At 71.9% G+C, this 15,784-nt stretch carries 11 protein-coding genes; 4 read left to right on the top strand and 7 right to left on the bottom strand.

All coding sequences use genetic code 11. The features are described 5' to 3' along the window. Window positions 1–8 precede the first annotated feature (8 nt). Window positions 9–1,463: an APC family permease gene (locus tag DBP14_RS32755; protein ID WP_129311255.1), complete on the bottom strand. Its 1,455-nt coding sequence runs from the start codon at window positions 1,461–1,463 to the stop codon at window positions 9–11. Between the two features lie 172 nt (window positions 1,464–1,635). Between DBP14_RS32755 and DBP14_RS32750 the strand changes: the two genes are divergently transcribed. Both DBP14_RS32750 and DBP14_RS32745 read left to right on the top strand, forming a co-directional pair. After that, window positions 1,636–2,847 (top strand): ROK family transcriptional regulator, encoded by a 1,212-nt coding sequence (locus DBP14_RS32750; RefSeq protein ID WP_129311254.1) that lies wholly within the window; start codon window positions 1,636–1,638, stop codon window positions 2,845–2,847. Between the two features lie 475 nt (window positions 2,848–3,322). Continuing rightward, entirely contained in the window at window positions 3,323–6,022 is a 2,700-nt protein-coding gene (locus DBP14_RS32745) for an exo-beta-D-glucosaminidase (RefSeq protein WP_129311253.1), read from the top strand. A 58-nt stretch (window positions 6,023–6,080) separates the two neighbouring features. On the opposite strand, the gene DBP14_RS32740 is transcribed toward DBP14_RS32745, so the two are convergent. After that, complete coding sequence (locus DBP14_RS32740; RefSeq protein ID WP_129311252.1) at window positions 6,081–7,538, bottom strand: hydrolase; 1,458 nt, start codon at window positions 7,536–7,538, stop codon at window positions 6,081–6,083. Window positions 7,539–7,756: 218 nt separating this feature from the next. On the opposite strand from DBP14_RS32740, the gene DBP14_RS32735 reads away from it, so the two are divergent. Next, on the top strand, window positions 7,757–8,023 hold the full coding sequence (locus DBP14_RS32735) for a GlsB/YeaQ/YmgE family stress response membrane protein (RefSeq protein ID WP_129311251.1): 267 nt from the start codon (window positions 7,757–7,759) through the stop codon (window positions 8,021–8,023). 48 nt (window positions 8,024–8,071) lie between these two features. Here the strand turns inward: DBP14_RS32735 and DBP14_RS32730 are convergent, their stop codons facing one another. The 3 genes from DBP14_RS32730 to DBP14_RS32715 all read right to left on the bottom strand — a co-directional run bounded on the left by DBP14_RS32730 (window position 8,072) and on the right by DBP14_RS32715 (window position 10,915). Further along, window positions 8,072–8,851, bottom strand: coding sequence for a GNAT family N-acetyltransferase (locus DBP14_RS32730; RefSeq protein ID WP_129311250.1), 780 nt, complete (start codon window positions 8,849–8,851; stop codon window positions 8,072–8,074). Window positions 8,852–8,909: 58 nt separating this feature from the next. Beyond that, window positions 8,910–9,704, bottom strand: a complete 795-nt coding sequence (locus DBP14_RS32725) for a GNAT family N-acetyltransferase (protein WP_129311249.1) — start codon at window positions 9,702–9,704, stop codon at window positions 8,910–8,912. A gap of 539 nt (window positions 9,705–10,243) precedes the next feature. Then, on the bottom strand, window positions 10,244–10,915 hold the full coding sequence (locus tag DBP14_RS32715) for a chaplin (protein ID WP_277752758.1): 672 nt from the start codon (window positions 10,913–10,915) through the stop codon (window positions 10,244–10,246). Between the two features lie 340 nt (window positions 10,916–11,255). On the opposite strand from DBP14_RS32715, the gene DBP14_RS32710 reads away from it, so the two are divergent. Continuing rightward, window positions 11,256–12,857 carry an alpha/beta hydrolase gene (locus DBP14_RS32710; RefSeq protein ID WP_129311247.1) on the top strand — a complete coding sequence of 534 codons (1,602 nt, stop codon included), beginning with the start codon at window positions 11,256–11,258 and terminating at the stop codon, window positions 12,855–12,857. Window positions 12,858–12,878: 21 nt separating this feature from the next. Here DBP14_RS32710 and asnB read toward each other — a convergent pair whose 3' ends face one another. Together asnB and DBP14_RS32700 are read right to left on the bottom strand one after the other, a co-directional pair. Then, on the bottom strand, window positions 12,879–14,720 hold the full coding sequence (gene asnB, locus DBP14_RS32705) for an asparagine synthase (glutamine-hydrolyzing) (RefSeq protein WP_129311246.1): 1,842 nt from the start codon (window positions 14,718–14,720) through the stop codon (window positions 12,879–12,881). A 268-nt stretch (window positions 14,721–14,988) separates the two neighbouring features. Further along, entirely contained in the window at window positions 14,989–15,768 is a 780-nt protein-coding gene (locus DBP14_RS32700; protein WP_129311245.1) for an alpha/beta fold hydrolase, read from the bottom strand. Window positions 15,769–15,784: the final 16 nt, after the last annotated feature.

Here is a 15,784-nt window from a genome sequence, read left to right as displayed (position 1 = left end):
TGTGCCGCTCAGGTCCTTTGGGGCTGCGTGTCGGGATCGTGCCCCGCGAGGTACTCCTCGCTGATCTCCCGCTCGCCGAACGGCCACACCTTCTCCGTCCGCGCCCAGATCAGGAACGCCACACAGCCGAGGGCGAGCCAGCCCAGGGACCACTCGATGGGACGGCGGCCTGGCGAGTTGCGGTCGGCGTAGCCGTAGATCACGCACCAGCCGACGAAGGCGAGGATGCTCGGCACCGGGTAGAGCCACATGCGGTAGGGGCGGCGCAGCCCCGGCTGCCGGCGCCGCAGGACCGACAGTGCGACGATCTGCGCCAGCGCCTGCACGATCACCATCACCGTGGTGAGCAGCTGGATCAGGGTCGCCAGGTCGGTGTGGCGGCCGATCAGGAAGCCGACCGCGGTGATCACGCCCATGGTGGCCAGACCCAGCACGGGGAAGCGGTGCCGCGGGTGCAGCTTGCCGTACGGGCGGAAGAACACCCGGTCGCGGGCGGCGTCGTACGGCACCCGGGAGCCGCCCAGCAGGCCCGCGAAGACCGAGGCGAACGCCGTGACCAGGATGAGCACGGTGACCGTGTCGGCGGCGCCCTTGCCCCACGTCTTCTCCAGCACGGCGGAGGCCACGGAGGTGGAGGCGATGTCGTGCGGGTCGGTCATCCGGTGCCAGTCGACGACGCCGAGGGTGCCGATCTGGAGCAGCAGGTAGATCGTCATGATGCCGAGGATCGAGAAGATGATCGAGCGCGGCAGGGTGCGGCCCGGGTCCTTGATCTCGGCGCCCATGTAGGCAGTGGTGTTGTAGCCGAGGTAGTCGTAGATGCCGATGGTCAGGCCCGCGGCGAAGCCGAGCCAGAAGTGGCCGCCGATCAGGTCGAACGCGTGGGCCGGGTAGGTGAAGGCCAGATGCGGGCTGAAGTCGGTGGCGGCGGCGACGATCACCAGCAGGACTGAGGCGATCATCACCGTCCACATCACGGCGGTGATCCGGGCGATGTGCTCGATGCCGCGCCAGAGCAGGAGCACCACCAGGGCGATGACGCCGAGGCCGGTCAGGTCCCCTGCGGTCTGCCCCAGGCCCGGGGCGAGATAGCCCAGGTACTGGACGAAGCCGACGACGCCCGTGGACATGATCAGCGGGATGAACAGCATCGCCGTCCATACGAACAGGAACGGCATCAGTCGGCCGGTGCGGTACTGGAAGGCCTGGCGCAGATAGACGTAGCTGCCGCCGGATCCGGGCATGGCGGCGCCCAGTTCGGCCCAGACCAGTCCGTCGCAGAGCGCCAGCACCGCGCCCGCGACGAAGCCGATGACCGCCTGCGGGCCGCCGAACGCGGCGACCATCAGCGGGATCGTCACGAACGGGCCGATGCCGCACATCTGGCTCATGTTGATGGCCGTGGCCTGGAACAGGCCGACTCGTCGGACGAAGCCACCCGGGGGTGGCGGGCTACCGGACATGGGCACTCCTGACGGGACGGGCGGCGCACAGGACGGGCGGCGCACAGCCGTCCGGCTCGCGGCGATGCTCGGTGACTCGCGGCGACGACCCGGCCGGGCTGACTGGCGGATAAAGTTAAGGAGACTTACTATATGCGTCAAGTAGGCGCCGGGAATGCATGAGAATGGTGCGATGCCCGCCAGTGACGCCGCAGACCAGCCGGACCAGCCGTGGAACCGCCGGCTTCTGCGCAGGACGAACGAGCGGCTGCTGCTGGACCGGCTGCGCGCGCTCGGTGCCGCCTCGCGCGCCCAGCTGGCACGGGAGACGGGCCTGTCGAAGCCGACCGTCTCCAGCGCGCTGGCCTCACTGGAGACGGCCGGACTGGTCCACGAGGTGGGCACACACGCGCCCGAACGCGGCCGCACCGCCGTGCTGTACTCCCCCGATCCGGCCGCCGGGCACGTGCTGGGCGTGGACATCGGGCGCGGCTGGGTGCGGGCGGCCGTCGCCGACCTGGACGGCACGGTGGTCGCCCGGGCCGACGTCCGCAACCGGGCCCGCGCCTCCACCGCCCTGGCCGAACTGGTCGTGGACAGCGCGCGCCAGGTCGTCGCCAACGCGGGCGTCGACCCGGCCGAGGTGGTCCACGGCGTGGTGGGCACGCCCGGCGTGTACGACGAGAAGCAGCGGCGAGTCCGCTACGCGATGCATCTGCCCGGCTGGGGCCGCACGGGACTGATCGACCACATCCGCGAGGAGCTGGGCGTCCCCCTGGAGGTGCACAACGACGCCAACCTGGCCGCGCTGGGCGAGTACACGTACGGCGTCGGCGCCGGTAGCCGGCTCTTCGCCTACATCCTGATCGGCACCGGGCTCGGGATGGGGATCGTCCGTGAGGGGCGGCTGTTCACCGGGGCACGCGGGCTGGCCGGGGAGATCGGGTTCCTGCCATGGCCGGGCCGGCGCAAACCGGAGCGGCTGGAGGACGCGGTGTCGGGGGTGGCCGTGGTGGAGGCCGCCCGTGAGTTCGGGATGAGCGGGCAGCTCACCGCGAAGGCCGTCTTCGACGCGGCCCGGCAGGGCAACCGGGCCGCGGTGCGGGCCGTGGAGCTGGAGTCAGAGCGGATCGCGCACACCGTGGCGGCGGCCGCGGCCGTGCTCGACCCCGACCTCGTGGTGCTCGGCGGCGGCGTCGGCCACAGCGTGGACCTGCTGCTGGAGCCGGTCCGCGAACGCCTGCGCGCACTCACGCCACTGCGGCCGCGGATCGCGCCGAGCCGGCTGGGCGAGGACGCCGTACTGCTGGGAGCGGTGGCGACGGCGCTGGGTGCCGCCCGCGATCTGGTGTTCGACCGGAAGGCGGGGGGTTGCGGGCCTGCGGCCGGGGACCTACAGCCGTAGGCAAACAGCCGTGGGCAAACAGCCGTGGGCAAAACGATCGGCCGCCAACAGATGTAGGCCAACGGCTGTGGCCCAACAGCCGTGGGTCAACAGCCGTGGGTCAGCGGCGAGGGGCCACGCCCGTAGGCCCACAGCCGTGGGCCAACAGGCGGCGATCAGGGGCAGGTGCCCACGACGGTTCGCCAACGGCTGTGGGCCAACAGCTGGCGGTCGCTGGTACGGAGTCAACACCCGTAGGCCAACGGCCGTGGGCCAACGCCGGCGATCGCGAGCAGGGGGCCAACACCGGCAGGCCAACCGCCGTAGACCAACCGCCGCAGACCAACGGCGGTGGGCCAACGCCCGCCGGCCACAGCCACGACCGCGCCGCCCCCAACCCGCCCCACCGATCAGGTGATTGACACGGCGTGACTTCGGCTCTAGCTTGAGGCGCGGTTAGTAAAGTTTCCTAACTTTACAAGTGGAGGCTCCTGCCATGCCCCCTCCCGGACGCCGGTTCGCCACCGTCGCCGTGGTCCTGGCCCTGCTCGGCGCGCTCGCCCCCGGCGCCTGGGCCGGACCGGAGACCCCGGCCGTGCCGGCCGCCACCGCGGTCCCCTCGGCCGCCGGGTCCAGCACCCCCCTCACCGGGTACGCCATCCAGTCGACGGCCGAGGTGGCCGACCCGGCGTCGGCGGTGTCCTCCCCCGGCTACCCGGCGAAGGGCTGGTACCCGGCGGGTCCCCGCTCGACGGTGCTGGCCGCCCTGCTCACCGACGGGGTGTACGCCGACCCGTTCTACTCGACGAACCTGCAGAAGATCCCCAAGTCCCGGTTCCAGGTGCCCTGGTGGTACCGCTCCGACTTCACCGTCGAGGACACCGGCCGCCGTACCTACCTGGACTTCAGCGGGGTCGTCTCGGCGGCCGACGTGTACGTCGACGGCCGGCGGGTGGCCACCGCCGAGGACGTGACCGGCGCGTACACCCACCACGAGCTGGACATCACCTCGCTGGTGCGGTCCGGCACGAACACGGTCGCCTTCCGGATCCGGCCCAACGACCCGGACACGGACCTCACCATGGGCTGGATCGACTGGCTGCAGCCGCCGCCCGACCAGAACATGGGCATCGTCCGTGACGTCCTGGTCCGCCGCGGCGGCCCGGTCGCGCTGCGGGACGCGCACGTCGTGACCGAGCTGGCGGTGCCGTCCCTGGCCACCGCCGATCTGACCGTGAAGGCGCGGGCCCGCAACGACTCCGCGGCGACGGTCACGGCCGAGGTCACCGGCGGCATCGGCGCGATCCGCTTCTCCCGGACGGTACGGCTCGCCGCCCACGAGACGCGGACCGTCACCTTCTCCCCCGCCGACGTGCCCGCCCTGCGTCTGACCTCGCCGAGGGTGTGGTGGCCGGCCGGAATGGGCGGACAGCCGCTGTACGACCTCGACCTGACCGCGTCCGTCTCCGGCACACCGTCGGACACCGCGCACGAGACCTTCGGCATCCGGGACGTCCGGGCGCCCCTGAACGCGGCGGGCGACCGCCAGTACCGGATCAACGGCCGCCCGCTGCTGATCAAGGGCGGCGGCTGGTCGCCGGACGAGTTCCTGCGCTGGGACCGCGCCTACGTCGAGAACCGCCTGAAGTACGCGCTCGACCTGGGCCTGAACACCATCCGGCTGGAAGGCCACATCGAACCCGACGAGTTCTTCGACCTGGCCGACCGGTACGGCATCCTCACCCTGCCCGGCTGGGAGTGCTGCGACAAATGGGAGGGCGAGGTCAACGGCGGCGAGAACGGAGAGAAGTGGACCGCCGCCGACTATCCCGTGGCCGCCGCCTCCATGGCCGCCGAGGCCGCCCGGCTGCGCGACCACCCCAGCGTGATCTCCTTCCTCGTCGGCAGCGACTTCGCCCCCGACGAGAAGATCGAGAAGACGTACCTGGACGCACTGAGGGCCGCCGACTGGCCGGTCCCGGTCGTCGCCGCAGCCTCCGACAACTCCTCTCCGCAGCTGGGCAGTTCGGGCATGAAGATGACCGGGCCCTACGACTGGGTGCCGCCCGGCTACTGGTACGCCAAACGCGAGGGCGGCGCCACCGGCTTCAACTCGGAGACGAGCGCGGGCCCCGACATCCCCACGCTCGACACCCTGCGCCGGATGCTGTCCCCCGCCGAACTCGACAGCCTCTGGCAGCAGCCGGACGCCCGGCAGTACCACCGCTCGCCCTCGCCCGTCTTCGACACCCTGAAGATCTACGACGACGCCCTCACCGGCCGCTACGGCGCCCCGACCGGCCTCTCCGACTACGTGCGCAAGGCCCAGCTCGCCCAGTACGAGAACGTCCGCGCCCAGTTCGAGGCCTACGACCGCAACGCCACGGACGCCTCGAAGCCGGCGACCGGGGTCGTCTACTGGATGTTCGACAGCGGCTGGACCTCGCTGCACTGGCAGCTGCTGGACCGCTACCTGGACCAGGGCGGCGCCTACTTCGGCGCCAAGAAGGCGAACGAGCCGCTGCACATCCAGTACTCCTACGACGACCGCACCGTCGCCGTGGTGAACCAGCGCCACGCCCGCGCCGGCGAACTCACCGCGCGGGCCACGCTGTTCGACAGCGACGGCACCCAGAAGTACGACAAGACCGTCGCCGGTGTCGCGGTGGACGGGGACGGAGCGCACACCACCGCGCTCACCCTGCCCGCGTCGGTGGGTGGCCTGTCGCCGACGTATCTGCTGCGCCTGGTGCTGACGGACGCCGACGGCACGGAGGTGAGCCGGAACGTGTACTGGCTCTCCACCGAGCCCGACACCCTCGACTGGGACGACACCGACTGGTACCACACGCCGACGACGCACTACGCCGACCTGTCGGGACTGTCCTCGATGGCCGGGGCCCCGGTGTCGGCGACGGCCGCCACCGAGTCGAAGGGGGGCACGTCCACCACGACGGTGACCCTGCACGGCCCCGCCGACGGGAAGACGCCGTCACTGCTGATGGACGTCCACCTCGTCGACGGGCAGGGCAGGCCCGTGCTGCCGGTGCGCTGGTCGGACAACGAGATCAGCCTGTGGCCGGGCGACGCGGTGACGCTGACCGCCACCTACCGCACGGCCGATCTGCACGGATCGGTGCCGCGCGTCAGGATCTCCGGCTGGAACACGCCGGAGCACACCCTCCCGGCGGGCTGACCCCTCGCCCACCGGGAGCAGGGAGGGTGGGCCGGGGGCGGCCCACCCTCCTCCTCGCTCAGCCGACGTCGAGCGCGGTGTCGTCGAGCACGAACGACGTCTGGAGCTTGGAGCCCTCGGTGCCGGTGAACTTCAGGGTGACGTTCTGCCCGGCGTAGCCGCTCAGGTCGAAGGCGTGCCGGGTGTACCCCGAGGCGGCGTTCAGGTTGGAGTAGGTCGCCAGGGTCTTCAGGACCGTGCCGGAGCTGTTCAGCACCTGGACCTTCAGGGTGTCGTAGGCCGTGCTCGTGGAGGTCTCGGCGGTGTCGATGTGGAGGTAGAAGCCGAACGAGGCCGTCGAGCAGCCGGACGGGATCGTCACCGGCTGGGAGAGCGTGTCGGTGGTGGCGGTGCCGTAGCCGTCGAGCCAGGCGTAGTACGAGCCGGAACGGGGCGATTCTCCGCCGGAGCTGGTGATGACGCCGCTGGAGGCGCTCCAGGTGGTGTTGCCCGACTCGAAGCCGCTGTTGCCGAGGAGCTGGCCGGCGGTGCAGCTGCCCGTGCCGCCGCCCCCGCCTCCGCCGCCGGTGGTGCCCGAACCGGCCAGCCACGCCGTGGCGTTGAGGGCGAGGGCCGCGTTGGTGGCGCCGGAGTCGTTCCAGCCGTCGTACAGCGTGTTGCCGGACTGGCCGGTGCCGTCGTCGATCGGTGAGCTGTCGCCCCAGAAGGCGACGCGGCCGCTGCCGTAGGTGCTGGTGAGGAAGAAGGCTCCGGTGTTGCCGGAGTAGCCCGAGCCGTACACCAGGCCCTTCACCCCGGAGTCGTCGGACGGCTTGAGGGTGGCGGTGGTGCCGTCCGCGATGAGGCTCTTGGTGACGGTGCCGAAGGAGCCGTGCAGGACCGGGTCGGAGCTGTCGTTGATCGCGGCCGGGTAACCGGAGTTGATGTCGAGCGAGTCGATCGAGAAGCCGAACGGGTCGGTGGAGTCGACGCTGTTGTTCGTCATCAGGTCGTTGAGCACCTCGACGGCGTCCTCGCCGTCGTTGTTGCGGTCGGCTCCGGTGTGGTCGGAGATCATGAACAGTCCGCCGCCGTTCTTGACGAAGTTCATGATCGCGGTCTTCTCGGCGCCGGTGAACAGGGTGTTCGGCTCCGGGAGGACGAGGGTGTCGAAGTTCGACAGGTCGGTCGAGGAGGAGCCGCCGTAGGAGAGGCTCGATCCGGACGGGAGGGTCTTCAGGCTGTAGTCGCCCGTCTTCTGCAGGGCGACGCCCCAGGACGACAGGGCGCCGGTCCAGTCCGTCTCGGCCGACGGGGAGGAGTCCTGGCCGAGCGGGTCGGGCTGGCTGGTGGAGATGATCCAGTCCGCGTTGCCGGCCGTCTCGGCGTGGGCGTTGTCGAACAGGATCCGGTGGGTGGTGGCCGCGTGGGCCTCGGTGGTACCGGCGCCGAACTGGAGGGCCGCGGACGTGAGGAACAGTCCGAGACCGGCCAGGGCGGTGGTGAGTGTGCGGGGGGATCTCCTGGATCCAAGCATCCGGCGAACCTCCATGAGGGGGTGGGGAGGGGCGGTGGGGACGCCCGTATCTGCGCGCGTAGAACTCGTTCGAGGGTTCTACACGCGTCGATTGATTGAAAGGTACATGGCATGACTGGGGGGTGAACAGAAAGTCCCGGCAATATGCGCGGCGGCGTGCCCGCGGACTCAGCGGGCACATGGCTCAGGGACGGAGCAGACCGCGCAGAGGGGTGGACATGGAGATATCAGGCATCATCAGTGCCGTCGTCATCGGCATCATCATCGGTGTGCTGGGCCGCCTGGTCGTTCCCGGACGGCAGCACATCGGCATTCTGTGGACGATCGTGGTCGGCATCGTGGCGGCCTTCATCGGCTCGGCGATCGCCGCCGCGCTCGGGGTCGCCGACACCAAGGGGCCCGACTGGATCGAGTGGCTCATCCAGATCGCCCTGGCGGCGGTGGGCGTGGCCGCGCTGGACCGGTCCCGGGGGGCGCGGCGCTGACCGGTGGGGCAGGGGCGGCGGCCGTAGACGTATGGCGCTGACCGGTGCTCAGGGGCCGTGGACGTACGGCGTGGTGGTGGTCAGCGCGTGGAAGCCGAGGCGTTCCAGGATGGGGCGGCTCATAGGTGAGGCGTCGACCTGGAGGTACTCGTAGCCGCGGGCGGCGGCGACGCGGGCGCGGTGGGTGACGAGGGCGCGGTACAGGCCCCGGCCCCGCCACGCCTCGATGGTGCCGCCGCCCCACAGTCCGGCGAAGTGGGTGCCGGGCACCAGTTCCATGCGGGCGGCGCTGACGGGTTCGTCCCCGGCGAGGGCGACGACCGCGACGACCGTGCCGGGGTCGGCGGCGAGCCCGGCGAGCAGCCGGTGGCGCAGCCGCGTGCCGTCCGTGCCGAAGGCCTTCTCGTGCACCTCGACGACCCGGTCGACGCCGGCCGCGTCGGTGGCCTCGGCCAGACGGATGCCGGCCGGCGGCTCGGTGTCCAGGGCCACCTCCGCGATCTCGCCGACCAGCAGCGTCTCCTCGGGCTCGGCGCGGAAGCCGGCGGCGGTGAGGCGCCGGCCGAGGTCGGCGGGCCGGTCGTGGCCGTAGACCTTCCATTCGAAGTCCGTCCGGCCCAGCGCGGTGAACCGGGCGATCTGTTCGCGGATCGCCCGGTCCGCGGTCGTCTCGTCCAGGCCGGACCAGAGGACCCCGTTCCAGCCCTGTGGGTCGGCGATCTGGCGTACGACCGCTCCGGCGCGCTCGACGCGGGCGCCGGGGCCGTCGGGCCGGGCGCCCCGGCGCATCTCACGGTCGTAGCGCGCGAGTGTCTCGGTGGGGTTCATCGTGGGCCACTCCACCAGGCACGACGGCGGGGGGCAACACGATTTCGGGGCCGGGGCGTCAGCCGAGTTCGAGGGTGGTGACGCCGAAGACGCGCTCCTGCGCGTGCGCGCGGACCGGGCCGGTGTACATGCGGGCCGTCTCGAACGAGGCGGTGAGGCCCGACTCCTCGGCCAGGGCGGCTCCCGCGGAGTTGGGCTCGGGGACGTCGATGGCGACCTCGCGGCCGGCCGCGTCGGCGGTGAGGGCGGCGAACAGGGCGCGGGCGTCGTCGGCGGTGTCCGCGAGGAGCGGGCCGATGCGGAGGGTGTCGTGGCCGGGGCGGATCACGCCGTAGCCGGTGAGGCGGTCGCCGTCGTGCCGGAGGACGGCACGGTGGCCGGGCCCGGTCAGCCACTCGGCGAGGAAGCGGGGGCGGTCGGCGGGGTGGCAGGCGCTGTCGTAGGCGGTGAGGGCGGCCAGGTCGGCGGGGCCGGCGGGGCGGACACCGGCCGGGACGGCGGTCTCGGCGGCGGTGCCGGTGAAGCGGACGGTGCGGTAGGCGAGTTCGAAGCCGGACTGACGGTAGTTGTCCTGCTGGGCGACGACGCCGTCCAGGCCGACGGTGCGGTTGCCGGCGTGGGCGAGGGCCGTCTTCCAGGTGGTGAGGCCGTGGCCGTGGCCGCGCAGGTCGGGGCGGACCAGGTAGCAGCCGAGGAAGGCGTAGTCGGTGCCGTAGGTGACGACGGAGATCGCCGAGACCGGCTCCCCGTCGATCCGGCCGAGGAAGAAGCCGTCGGGGTCCTGGGCGAAGAAGGCGGGCCCGTCGGACACTCCGGGGTTCCACCCCTCCTCCGCCGCCCATCCGCTGATCACCGGCCAGTCGGCGAGGGTGGCCTGCGTGACGACGAGTGCCCCGGCACGCGACGTTTGCCCGTGAAGGAGCGGCGTCCGGTGCGTGCTCTCGGTGTGCCGGCCGGAAGTCCTCGTACTGGGTGTACTCGGGCTTTCGGCCGGTGCGGCGAGAGGGCGTGCCGGGCGTCGCGACGGGGCGAACGTCGCCTGCCGGGGCACTGGGTCCTGGGGGGCGGGGGAGGTCATCGGTTGCGCTCCGTTTCCGTGGCGGTCGCGAGAGGGGCACGTGCTGATCGCGAAGTGTGGCGTGGTGGTCGCGAGGTGTCGCGTGGTGCTCGGGCGTCGGGTCGGGGGCGGCCGTACGACCGCTCCCGCACCGCATCCTTCCCGATCACCGGGTGTCCGCGCCATGCCGGGTCCGGACGGTTCCGTGTCTCGGCCGGCAGGCCCTGGTGCCCTCAACCGGCGGGCCCTGAGGCAGGGTTGGTCGGTTGGCCCTCGGGTGTGCGCGCAGCGGAAGACCCCACCGGCCGTGCCGATGGGGTCTTTTCCGGGGCGGGTCAGCCGTTCCGGGAGGGGCGGAAGCGGCGGTACAGGGCCACGCCCGTGAGGAAGAGGGCGGCGCCGCCCGCGAGCGCGGGGGCCGTCGCGTCCGCGCCGGTGTGCGCCAGCATGGGGCCGGACTCCGCCGGGTGCAGCGCACGGGGGGCCGGGTGGTGGAACTTGACGGGGGCCGGGGTCTCGCGCGTGGGCGGCTGCGAGGTGTTCACCGACACGTTGCCGTCGGCCGGGTTGCCGATGCCGACCACGTTCACCGAGTTGCCGCTGACGTTCACCGGGAGGTGGACGGGGAGCTGCACGCCGTTGCCGGAGAGCACACCCGGCGACCCCTCCGTGACGCCCTCGGCGGTCGCACCGCCGTGGCCGGCCGATCCGCCGTTCCGGGTCGTCACGCCGTGCGCGCCGGCCGCCCGGTGATGACCGGCCTTGTCACTCACGGCGGAACCGGTGTTCGCGCAGGTGTTGCCAGCGGCCGGGTTGAGCAGCCCCGCCACGTTCACGGTGTTGCCGCACACGTTCACCGGCACGTGCAACGGAAGCTGGATCGTGTTGCCGGAGATCACCCCGGGCGAGCCGATCGCGGAGCCGTCGGCCAAGGCGCCGTCGGCCGCGAACGCGGAGGACACCGGCAGCGCCACAGCCATCGCGCCGGAGGCCGCCACGGCTGCGATCACACCGTTTCGGGTGGCCCGATTCATAGGTTCCCTGCCTTCCAGTGATGGTCACGGGTTGTCACCCGCACCCCCTAAAACCGTGACTGCACCATCCGGGTTATGGCTTGTCCGCCGTTCACTCCATCGGAGGACACGGTTCTTCGAACCGCGCGTAAAGCACTCGAATGATCGTCGGTGCGGAGACGGGACGGAGAACGGGACGGCGTCTACGGAAAACCGCGCACACTACGGCATCACGGACAGCCCCGCTCGCCCGGAGGCGGGTCCTCCGGGGCCCGCTTATGGTGAGCCGAGGGCGCCGTCCCAGGTCCGCTGCGGGCGCCCCGGGAGGCGATCGATGCTGGCCAAGCTGTCCCCACGGTCCGCCGTGCGGCGCTGCGCGGGTTCCTCGGTCGTCGCGCTGGCCCTGCTGCTCGCGGCCGGTCCGCCCGTGGGCGCGGCCGGGCATCCCGGGCCGGACCTGTCCCGGTTCTACCGGCAGAAGATCGTATGGGCTGTCTGCAAGGGCCCGGAGATGCCCAAGGACCTGCGGTGCGGGAAGGTGACGGTCCCCCTGGACTACACCCGGCCCGGCGCGGGCACGCTCGACCTGGCGCTGGCCCGGTACCGGGCCACGGGGGCGTCGCGGGGTTCGGTGGTGCTGAACTTCGGCGGTCCGGGCGGTCCCGGCGTCAGTGAACTCGCCGCCGCGGGCAAGCAGTTCATGGACCTGACCGACGGCTACGACGTGGTCACCTTCGATCCGCGCGGTGTCGGCCGCTCCTCCCCCGTCAGCTGCGGCGAGAGCGAGGACGACGAGTCCTCCGACACCGGCCGGCCGAGCACCGACCTCGATCACCCGCAGGCCCTGCTGAAGCAGCTGCGGAAGATGGCCGCGCAGTGCGTGCGGCACTCCGGCCCGGTGCTGCGGCACATCGGCACCGTGGACGCCGCCCGGGACCTGGACGTCATCCGCCAGGCCCTCGGCGACAAGAAGCTGAACTACCTCGGGTTCTCGTACGGCACCCGGCTCGGCGCGGTGTACGCGGCCGAGTTCCCGGGCAAGGTCGGCAGGGTGGCGCTGGACGGCGTGGACACGCTGACCGAGCCGCTGTCCGAGCAGGGCATCGCGGGTGCCGAGGGACAGCAGACGGCGCTGGACGACTTCCTCGACTGGTGCGTGACGGACGTCGCCTGCCCGTTCGGCCAGGACCGGCGCGCGGCCGGCGAGGAGGTCGAACGGCTCGTCCGCTCCCTCGACGAGAACCCGGTGCCCGGGGACTTCGGGGGTTCGTTCTCCGGTCAGGACCTGGTGGGCGCGATCGGGCAGGCCCTGTACAGCAAGGAGCTGTGGCCGGCGCTGGAGCGGGCGCTCGGCTCGCTGGTCGAGGACGGCGACACCCGCCGTATCGAGAGCTTCTCCTCCGGTGCCTTCGCGCTGCCGCGCCGCAAGGACGGCGGCCTGGTGGCCCCGCAAAACGTGCCCGCGGACAATCTGCCGGCCGCGCTGATGGCGATCAACTGCGCGGACGATCCGGACCGGCCGACGGCGGCCCGGATCACCAAGGACCTCAAGGACTTGCGCGCCGCCTACGAGCAGGCGTCGCCGGTGTTCGGCGAGTACCGGCTGACCCAGTTGCTGATGTGCTACGGCCGGCCCAAGGGCACGGACTTCATCCGCGACCGGGTGAAGAACGTCCACACGCCGCGCATGCTGCTCGTCGGCACCCGCGGGGACCCGGCGACGCCGTACCGCTGGACCGTGGAGACGGCCCGGCGGCTCGGCTCGTCCGCGGTGGTCCTGGACAACCGCAGCGAGGGACACACCGGTTACGCCTCGTCGAAGTGCGTGCACCGCAAGATCGACGACTTCCTGCTGTACGGCACTCTGCCGCCGTCGGGCAGCTCCTGCCCGGCCGACGCGACGCCCTGGAGCACCGTGCCGGACACCGGCGACTGATCCGGGGCGCCGCGCGAGCACTCAGCTCAGGGCCAGTTCCGGGGAGTACTGCTCCAGCCAGCCCGCGAGGTCGAGGGTGCGTTCCAGGCCGCGCCGGTCCGCCTGGGCGCTGACGGGGGTGTCGCGGTCGGCGGCCCGCTGGACCTTCTCCCGGTCGACGAGGTCGAAGACGCGGTGGGAGGGCCGGGAGAGCAGGTCCTTGGCCTGGTCCTGGAGGGCGCGGGCGTAGCGCGGGTCCTGGGTGGACGGGTAGGGGCTCTTGACGCGGTCGTAGACCGAGCGTGGCAGGACGTCGGCGGTGGCCTCCCGGAGCAGGCTCTTCTCGCGGCCGTCGAAGGACTTCAGGGACCAGGGCGTGTTGTAGACGTACTCGACGAGCCGGTGGTCGCAGAAGGGGACGCGGACCTCCAGGCCGACGGCCATGCTCATGCGGTCCTTGCGGTCGAGCAGGGCGCGGACGAACCGGGTCAGGTGCAGGTGGCAGATCTGCCGCATGCGGTACTCGAAGTCGCTCTCGCCGTCGAGGCGCTGGATGCCGGCGACGGCGGTGCGGTACCCGTCGGCGACGTACGCCGGCAGGTCCAGGGCCTTGGTGACGTCGCCGCGCAGGATGCCGGCGTCCTCGCCGAAGTGGCGGCCGAAGCTGGCCAGCCAGGGGAAGGTGTCAACGCGGCGGGCCTCCTCGTCGAAGAACTGCAGGTAGCCGCCGAAGACCTCGTCGGCGGACTCGCCGGACAGGGCGACCGTGGACTGGTCGCGGATGGCCCGGAAGAGGAGCAGCAGGGAGGCGTCCATGTCGCCGAAGCCGGCCGGCAGGTCGCGGGCCCGGATCACCTGCGCGCGTACGGCGGGGTCGGCGAGGGAGTCGGCGTCGAGGACGATGTCCTGGTGGTCGGTGCGGGCGAGGCGGGCCACGTCGTGCACGAAGGGTGTGTCGGGGGTGCCGCGCAGTTCGTCGGCGATGAAGTTGTCGGCCTGGCCGACGAAGTCGACGGCGAAGCTGCGGACCCGCTCGCCGTGTTCGCCGAGCTGTCCGGCGGCGAGCGCGGTCATGGCGGAGGAGTCGAGGCCGCCGGAGAGCAGGGTGCAGCGCGGGACGTCGGCGACGAGCTGACGGCGGACGATGTCGTCGAGGAGCTCGCGGACGGCGGCGATGGTGGTGTCGCGGTCGTCGGTGTGCGGGCGGGTCTCCAGGCTCCAGTAGACCCGGGTGGTCAGGCCGGAGCGGTCGACGGTGACGACGGTGCCGGGTTCGACCTCGCGCATGCCGTCCCAGACGGCGTGGCCGGGTGTCTTCACGAGGACGAACAGCTCGCGCAGCCCGTCGAGGCCAACGCGCGGGCGGGCCAGCGGGTTGGCGAGGATCGCCTTGGGTTCGGAGCCGAACAGGACGCCGTCGGGGGTGGGGTGGCAGTAGAACGGCTTGATGCCCATGCGGTCGCGGATCATCACGAGCTTGTCGTGGCGGCCGTCCCAGATGGCGAACGCGTACATGCCGTTGAGCCGTTCGGCGACGGCGTCGCCCCATTCGAGGTAGCCGCGCAGCACGACCTCGGTGTCGGAGTCGGTGGTGAACCGGTGTCCGCGGTCGGTGAGTTGACGGCGCAGTTCGGTGTAGTTGTAGGTCTCGCCGGAGTAGACGAGGGCGACGGTTCCCTCGGGCGTCCGCGCCGTCATGGGCTGGCGGCCGCCGGGGAGGTCGATGATGGCGAGCCGGCGGTGGCCGAGGGCGGCGGGTCCCTCGGCCCAGGTGCCGCGGTCGTCCGGGCCGCGGCAGGCCATCGTCTCGGTCATCGCCTGCAGGGTCGTGGCCTCGGTGGTCAGGTCGCGGTCGAAGGAGACCCAGCCGGTGATGCCGCACATACGCGCTTCCTCCTGCCTCGGGCGGGCGGCCCTCTCCATGACGCGCAGGGGGGACGGGGAGGGCCGCCAAACCAGTTGTATCAAGCACCTATGTGGCGAGCCTCCGTCAGGCGCCCGTGGCGGTCAACGCGGTCATGGCACGGCCGGCTGCGGCTCCCACCCGGTTTCGGCCGCGTTTTGCCCGCGCGAGGGCGAGCGTCGGCGGTCGTACCGGGCCGGTCCCGTCCGGAACCGGCCACGGGCAAAAACTTCGCCAAGGCCCGGATCGTCACTCCTTCGGGGCGAGGAACGCGTCCAGGACGGCGGTCAGCTCGGCAGGCTTCTCCAGGGGCAGTTCGTGGCCGGCGTCGACGATACGGACGAGCGCGTCGGGGTAGGCCTTCGCCATGCGCAGCATCTGCGCGACCGGCAGCTGGATGTCGTGGTAGCCGTGCACCAGGAGGGTGGGGACGCGGATCTCGCCGACGCGGTCGAGGACGTCGAAGGCGCGCATCGCCCCGTAGCAGGTCATGACGACCTCGCGCGGGGTGGCGGCGGACGCCTCGACGCAGGCCCGGATCTCCTCGCGGGGGTGGCCGGGGGCGAAGGCGCGCTGGATGTTGGCGGCGACGAACAGCTTGAACGGCACCAGCGTGGAGACCGCCATCAGCAGGCCCCGGCCCCGGCTGTAGGTCATGCGGCTGATGGAGTTGACCAGCACCAGGCGCTCGACCCGCTCGGGGTGGGACAGGGCGATGGTCTGGGCGATCATCCCGCCCATGGAGTGCCCGATCAGGACACAGCGGTCCACGCCGAGGTGGTCCAGCAGGGCCCGTACGTCGGCCGCCAGGGCCTCGACGGTGGGCGAGCCGGCGCCGCCGCTCTCGCCGTGCCCGCGCAGGTCGAGGCGGATCACCCGGCGCCCGGTGGAGAAGTGCTCGGTCTGGTGGTCCCAGCGGTGCCGGTCGGCGGTCCAGCCGTGCACGAACACCAGGGGCGCGCCGACGCCGTCGCGGGGCCCTTCGTCGTCGTAGGTGAGTCTCGCGCCGTCGACGTCGAGCTGCGGCATGGGGCGCCTCCTGGGT

The sequence above is a fragment of the Streptomyces sp. L2 genome (assembly GCF_004124325.1).
Taxonomy (GTDB): domain Bacteria; phylum Actinomycetota; class Actinomycetes; order Streptomycetales; family Streptomycetaceae; genus Streptomyces.
Note: the sequence above shows the minus strand (reverse complement) of the source record. Positions and strands in the feature narration are given on the sequence as shown.

Bases quoted from the DNA above. Each gene is read 5' to 3' on its own strand.
- DBP14_RS32755 (WP_129311255.1), bottom strand. From the start codon at position 1,463: ATGTCCGGTAGCCCGCCACCCCCGGGTGGCTTCGTCCGACGAGTCGGC.
- DBP14_RS32750 (WP_129311254.1), top strand. From the start codon at position 1,636: ATGCCCGCCAGTGACGCCGCAGACCAGCCGGACCAGCCGTGGAACCGC.
- DBP14_RS32745 (WP_129311253.1), top strand. From the start codon at position 3,323: ATGCCCCCTCCCGGACGCCGGTTCGCCACCGTCGCCGTGGTCCTGGCC.
- DBP14_RS32740 (WP_129311252.1), bottom strand. From the start codon at position 7,538: ATGCTTGGATCCAGGAGATCCCCCCGCACACTCACCACCGCCCTGGCC.
- DBP14_RS32735 (WP_129311251.1), top strand. From the start codon at position 7,757: ATGGAGATATCAGGCATCATCAGTGCCGTCGTCATCGGCATCATCATC.
- DBP14_RS32730 (WP_129311250.1), bottom strand. From the start codon at position 8,851: ATGAACCCCACCGAGACACTCGCGCGCTACGACCGTGAGATGCGCCGG.
- DBP14_RS32710 (WP_129311247.1), top strand. From the start codon at position 11,256: ATGCTGGCCAAGCTGTCCCCACGGTCCGCCGTGCGGCGCTGCGCGGGT.
- asnB (WP_129311246.1), bottom strand. From the start codon at position 14,720: ATGTGCGGCATCACCGGCTGGGTCTCCTTCGACCGCGACCTGACCACC.
- DBP14_RS32700 (WP_129311245.1), bottom strand. From the start codon at position 15,768: ATGCCGCAGCTCGACGTCGACGGCGCGAGACTCACCTACGACGACGAA.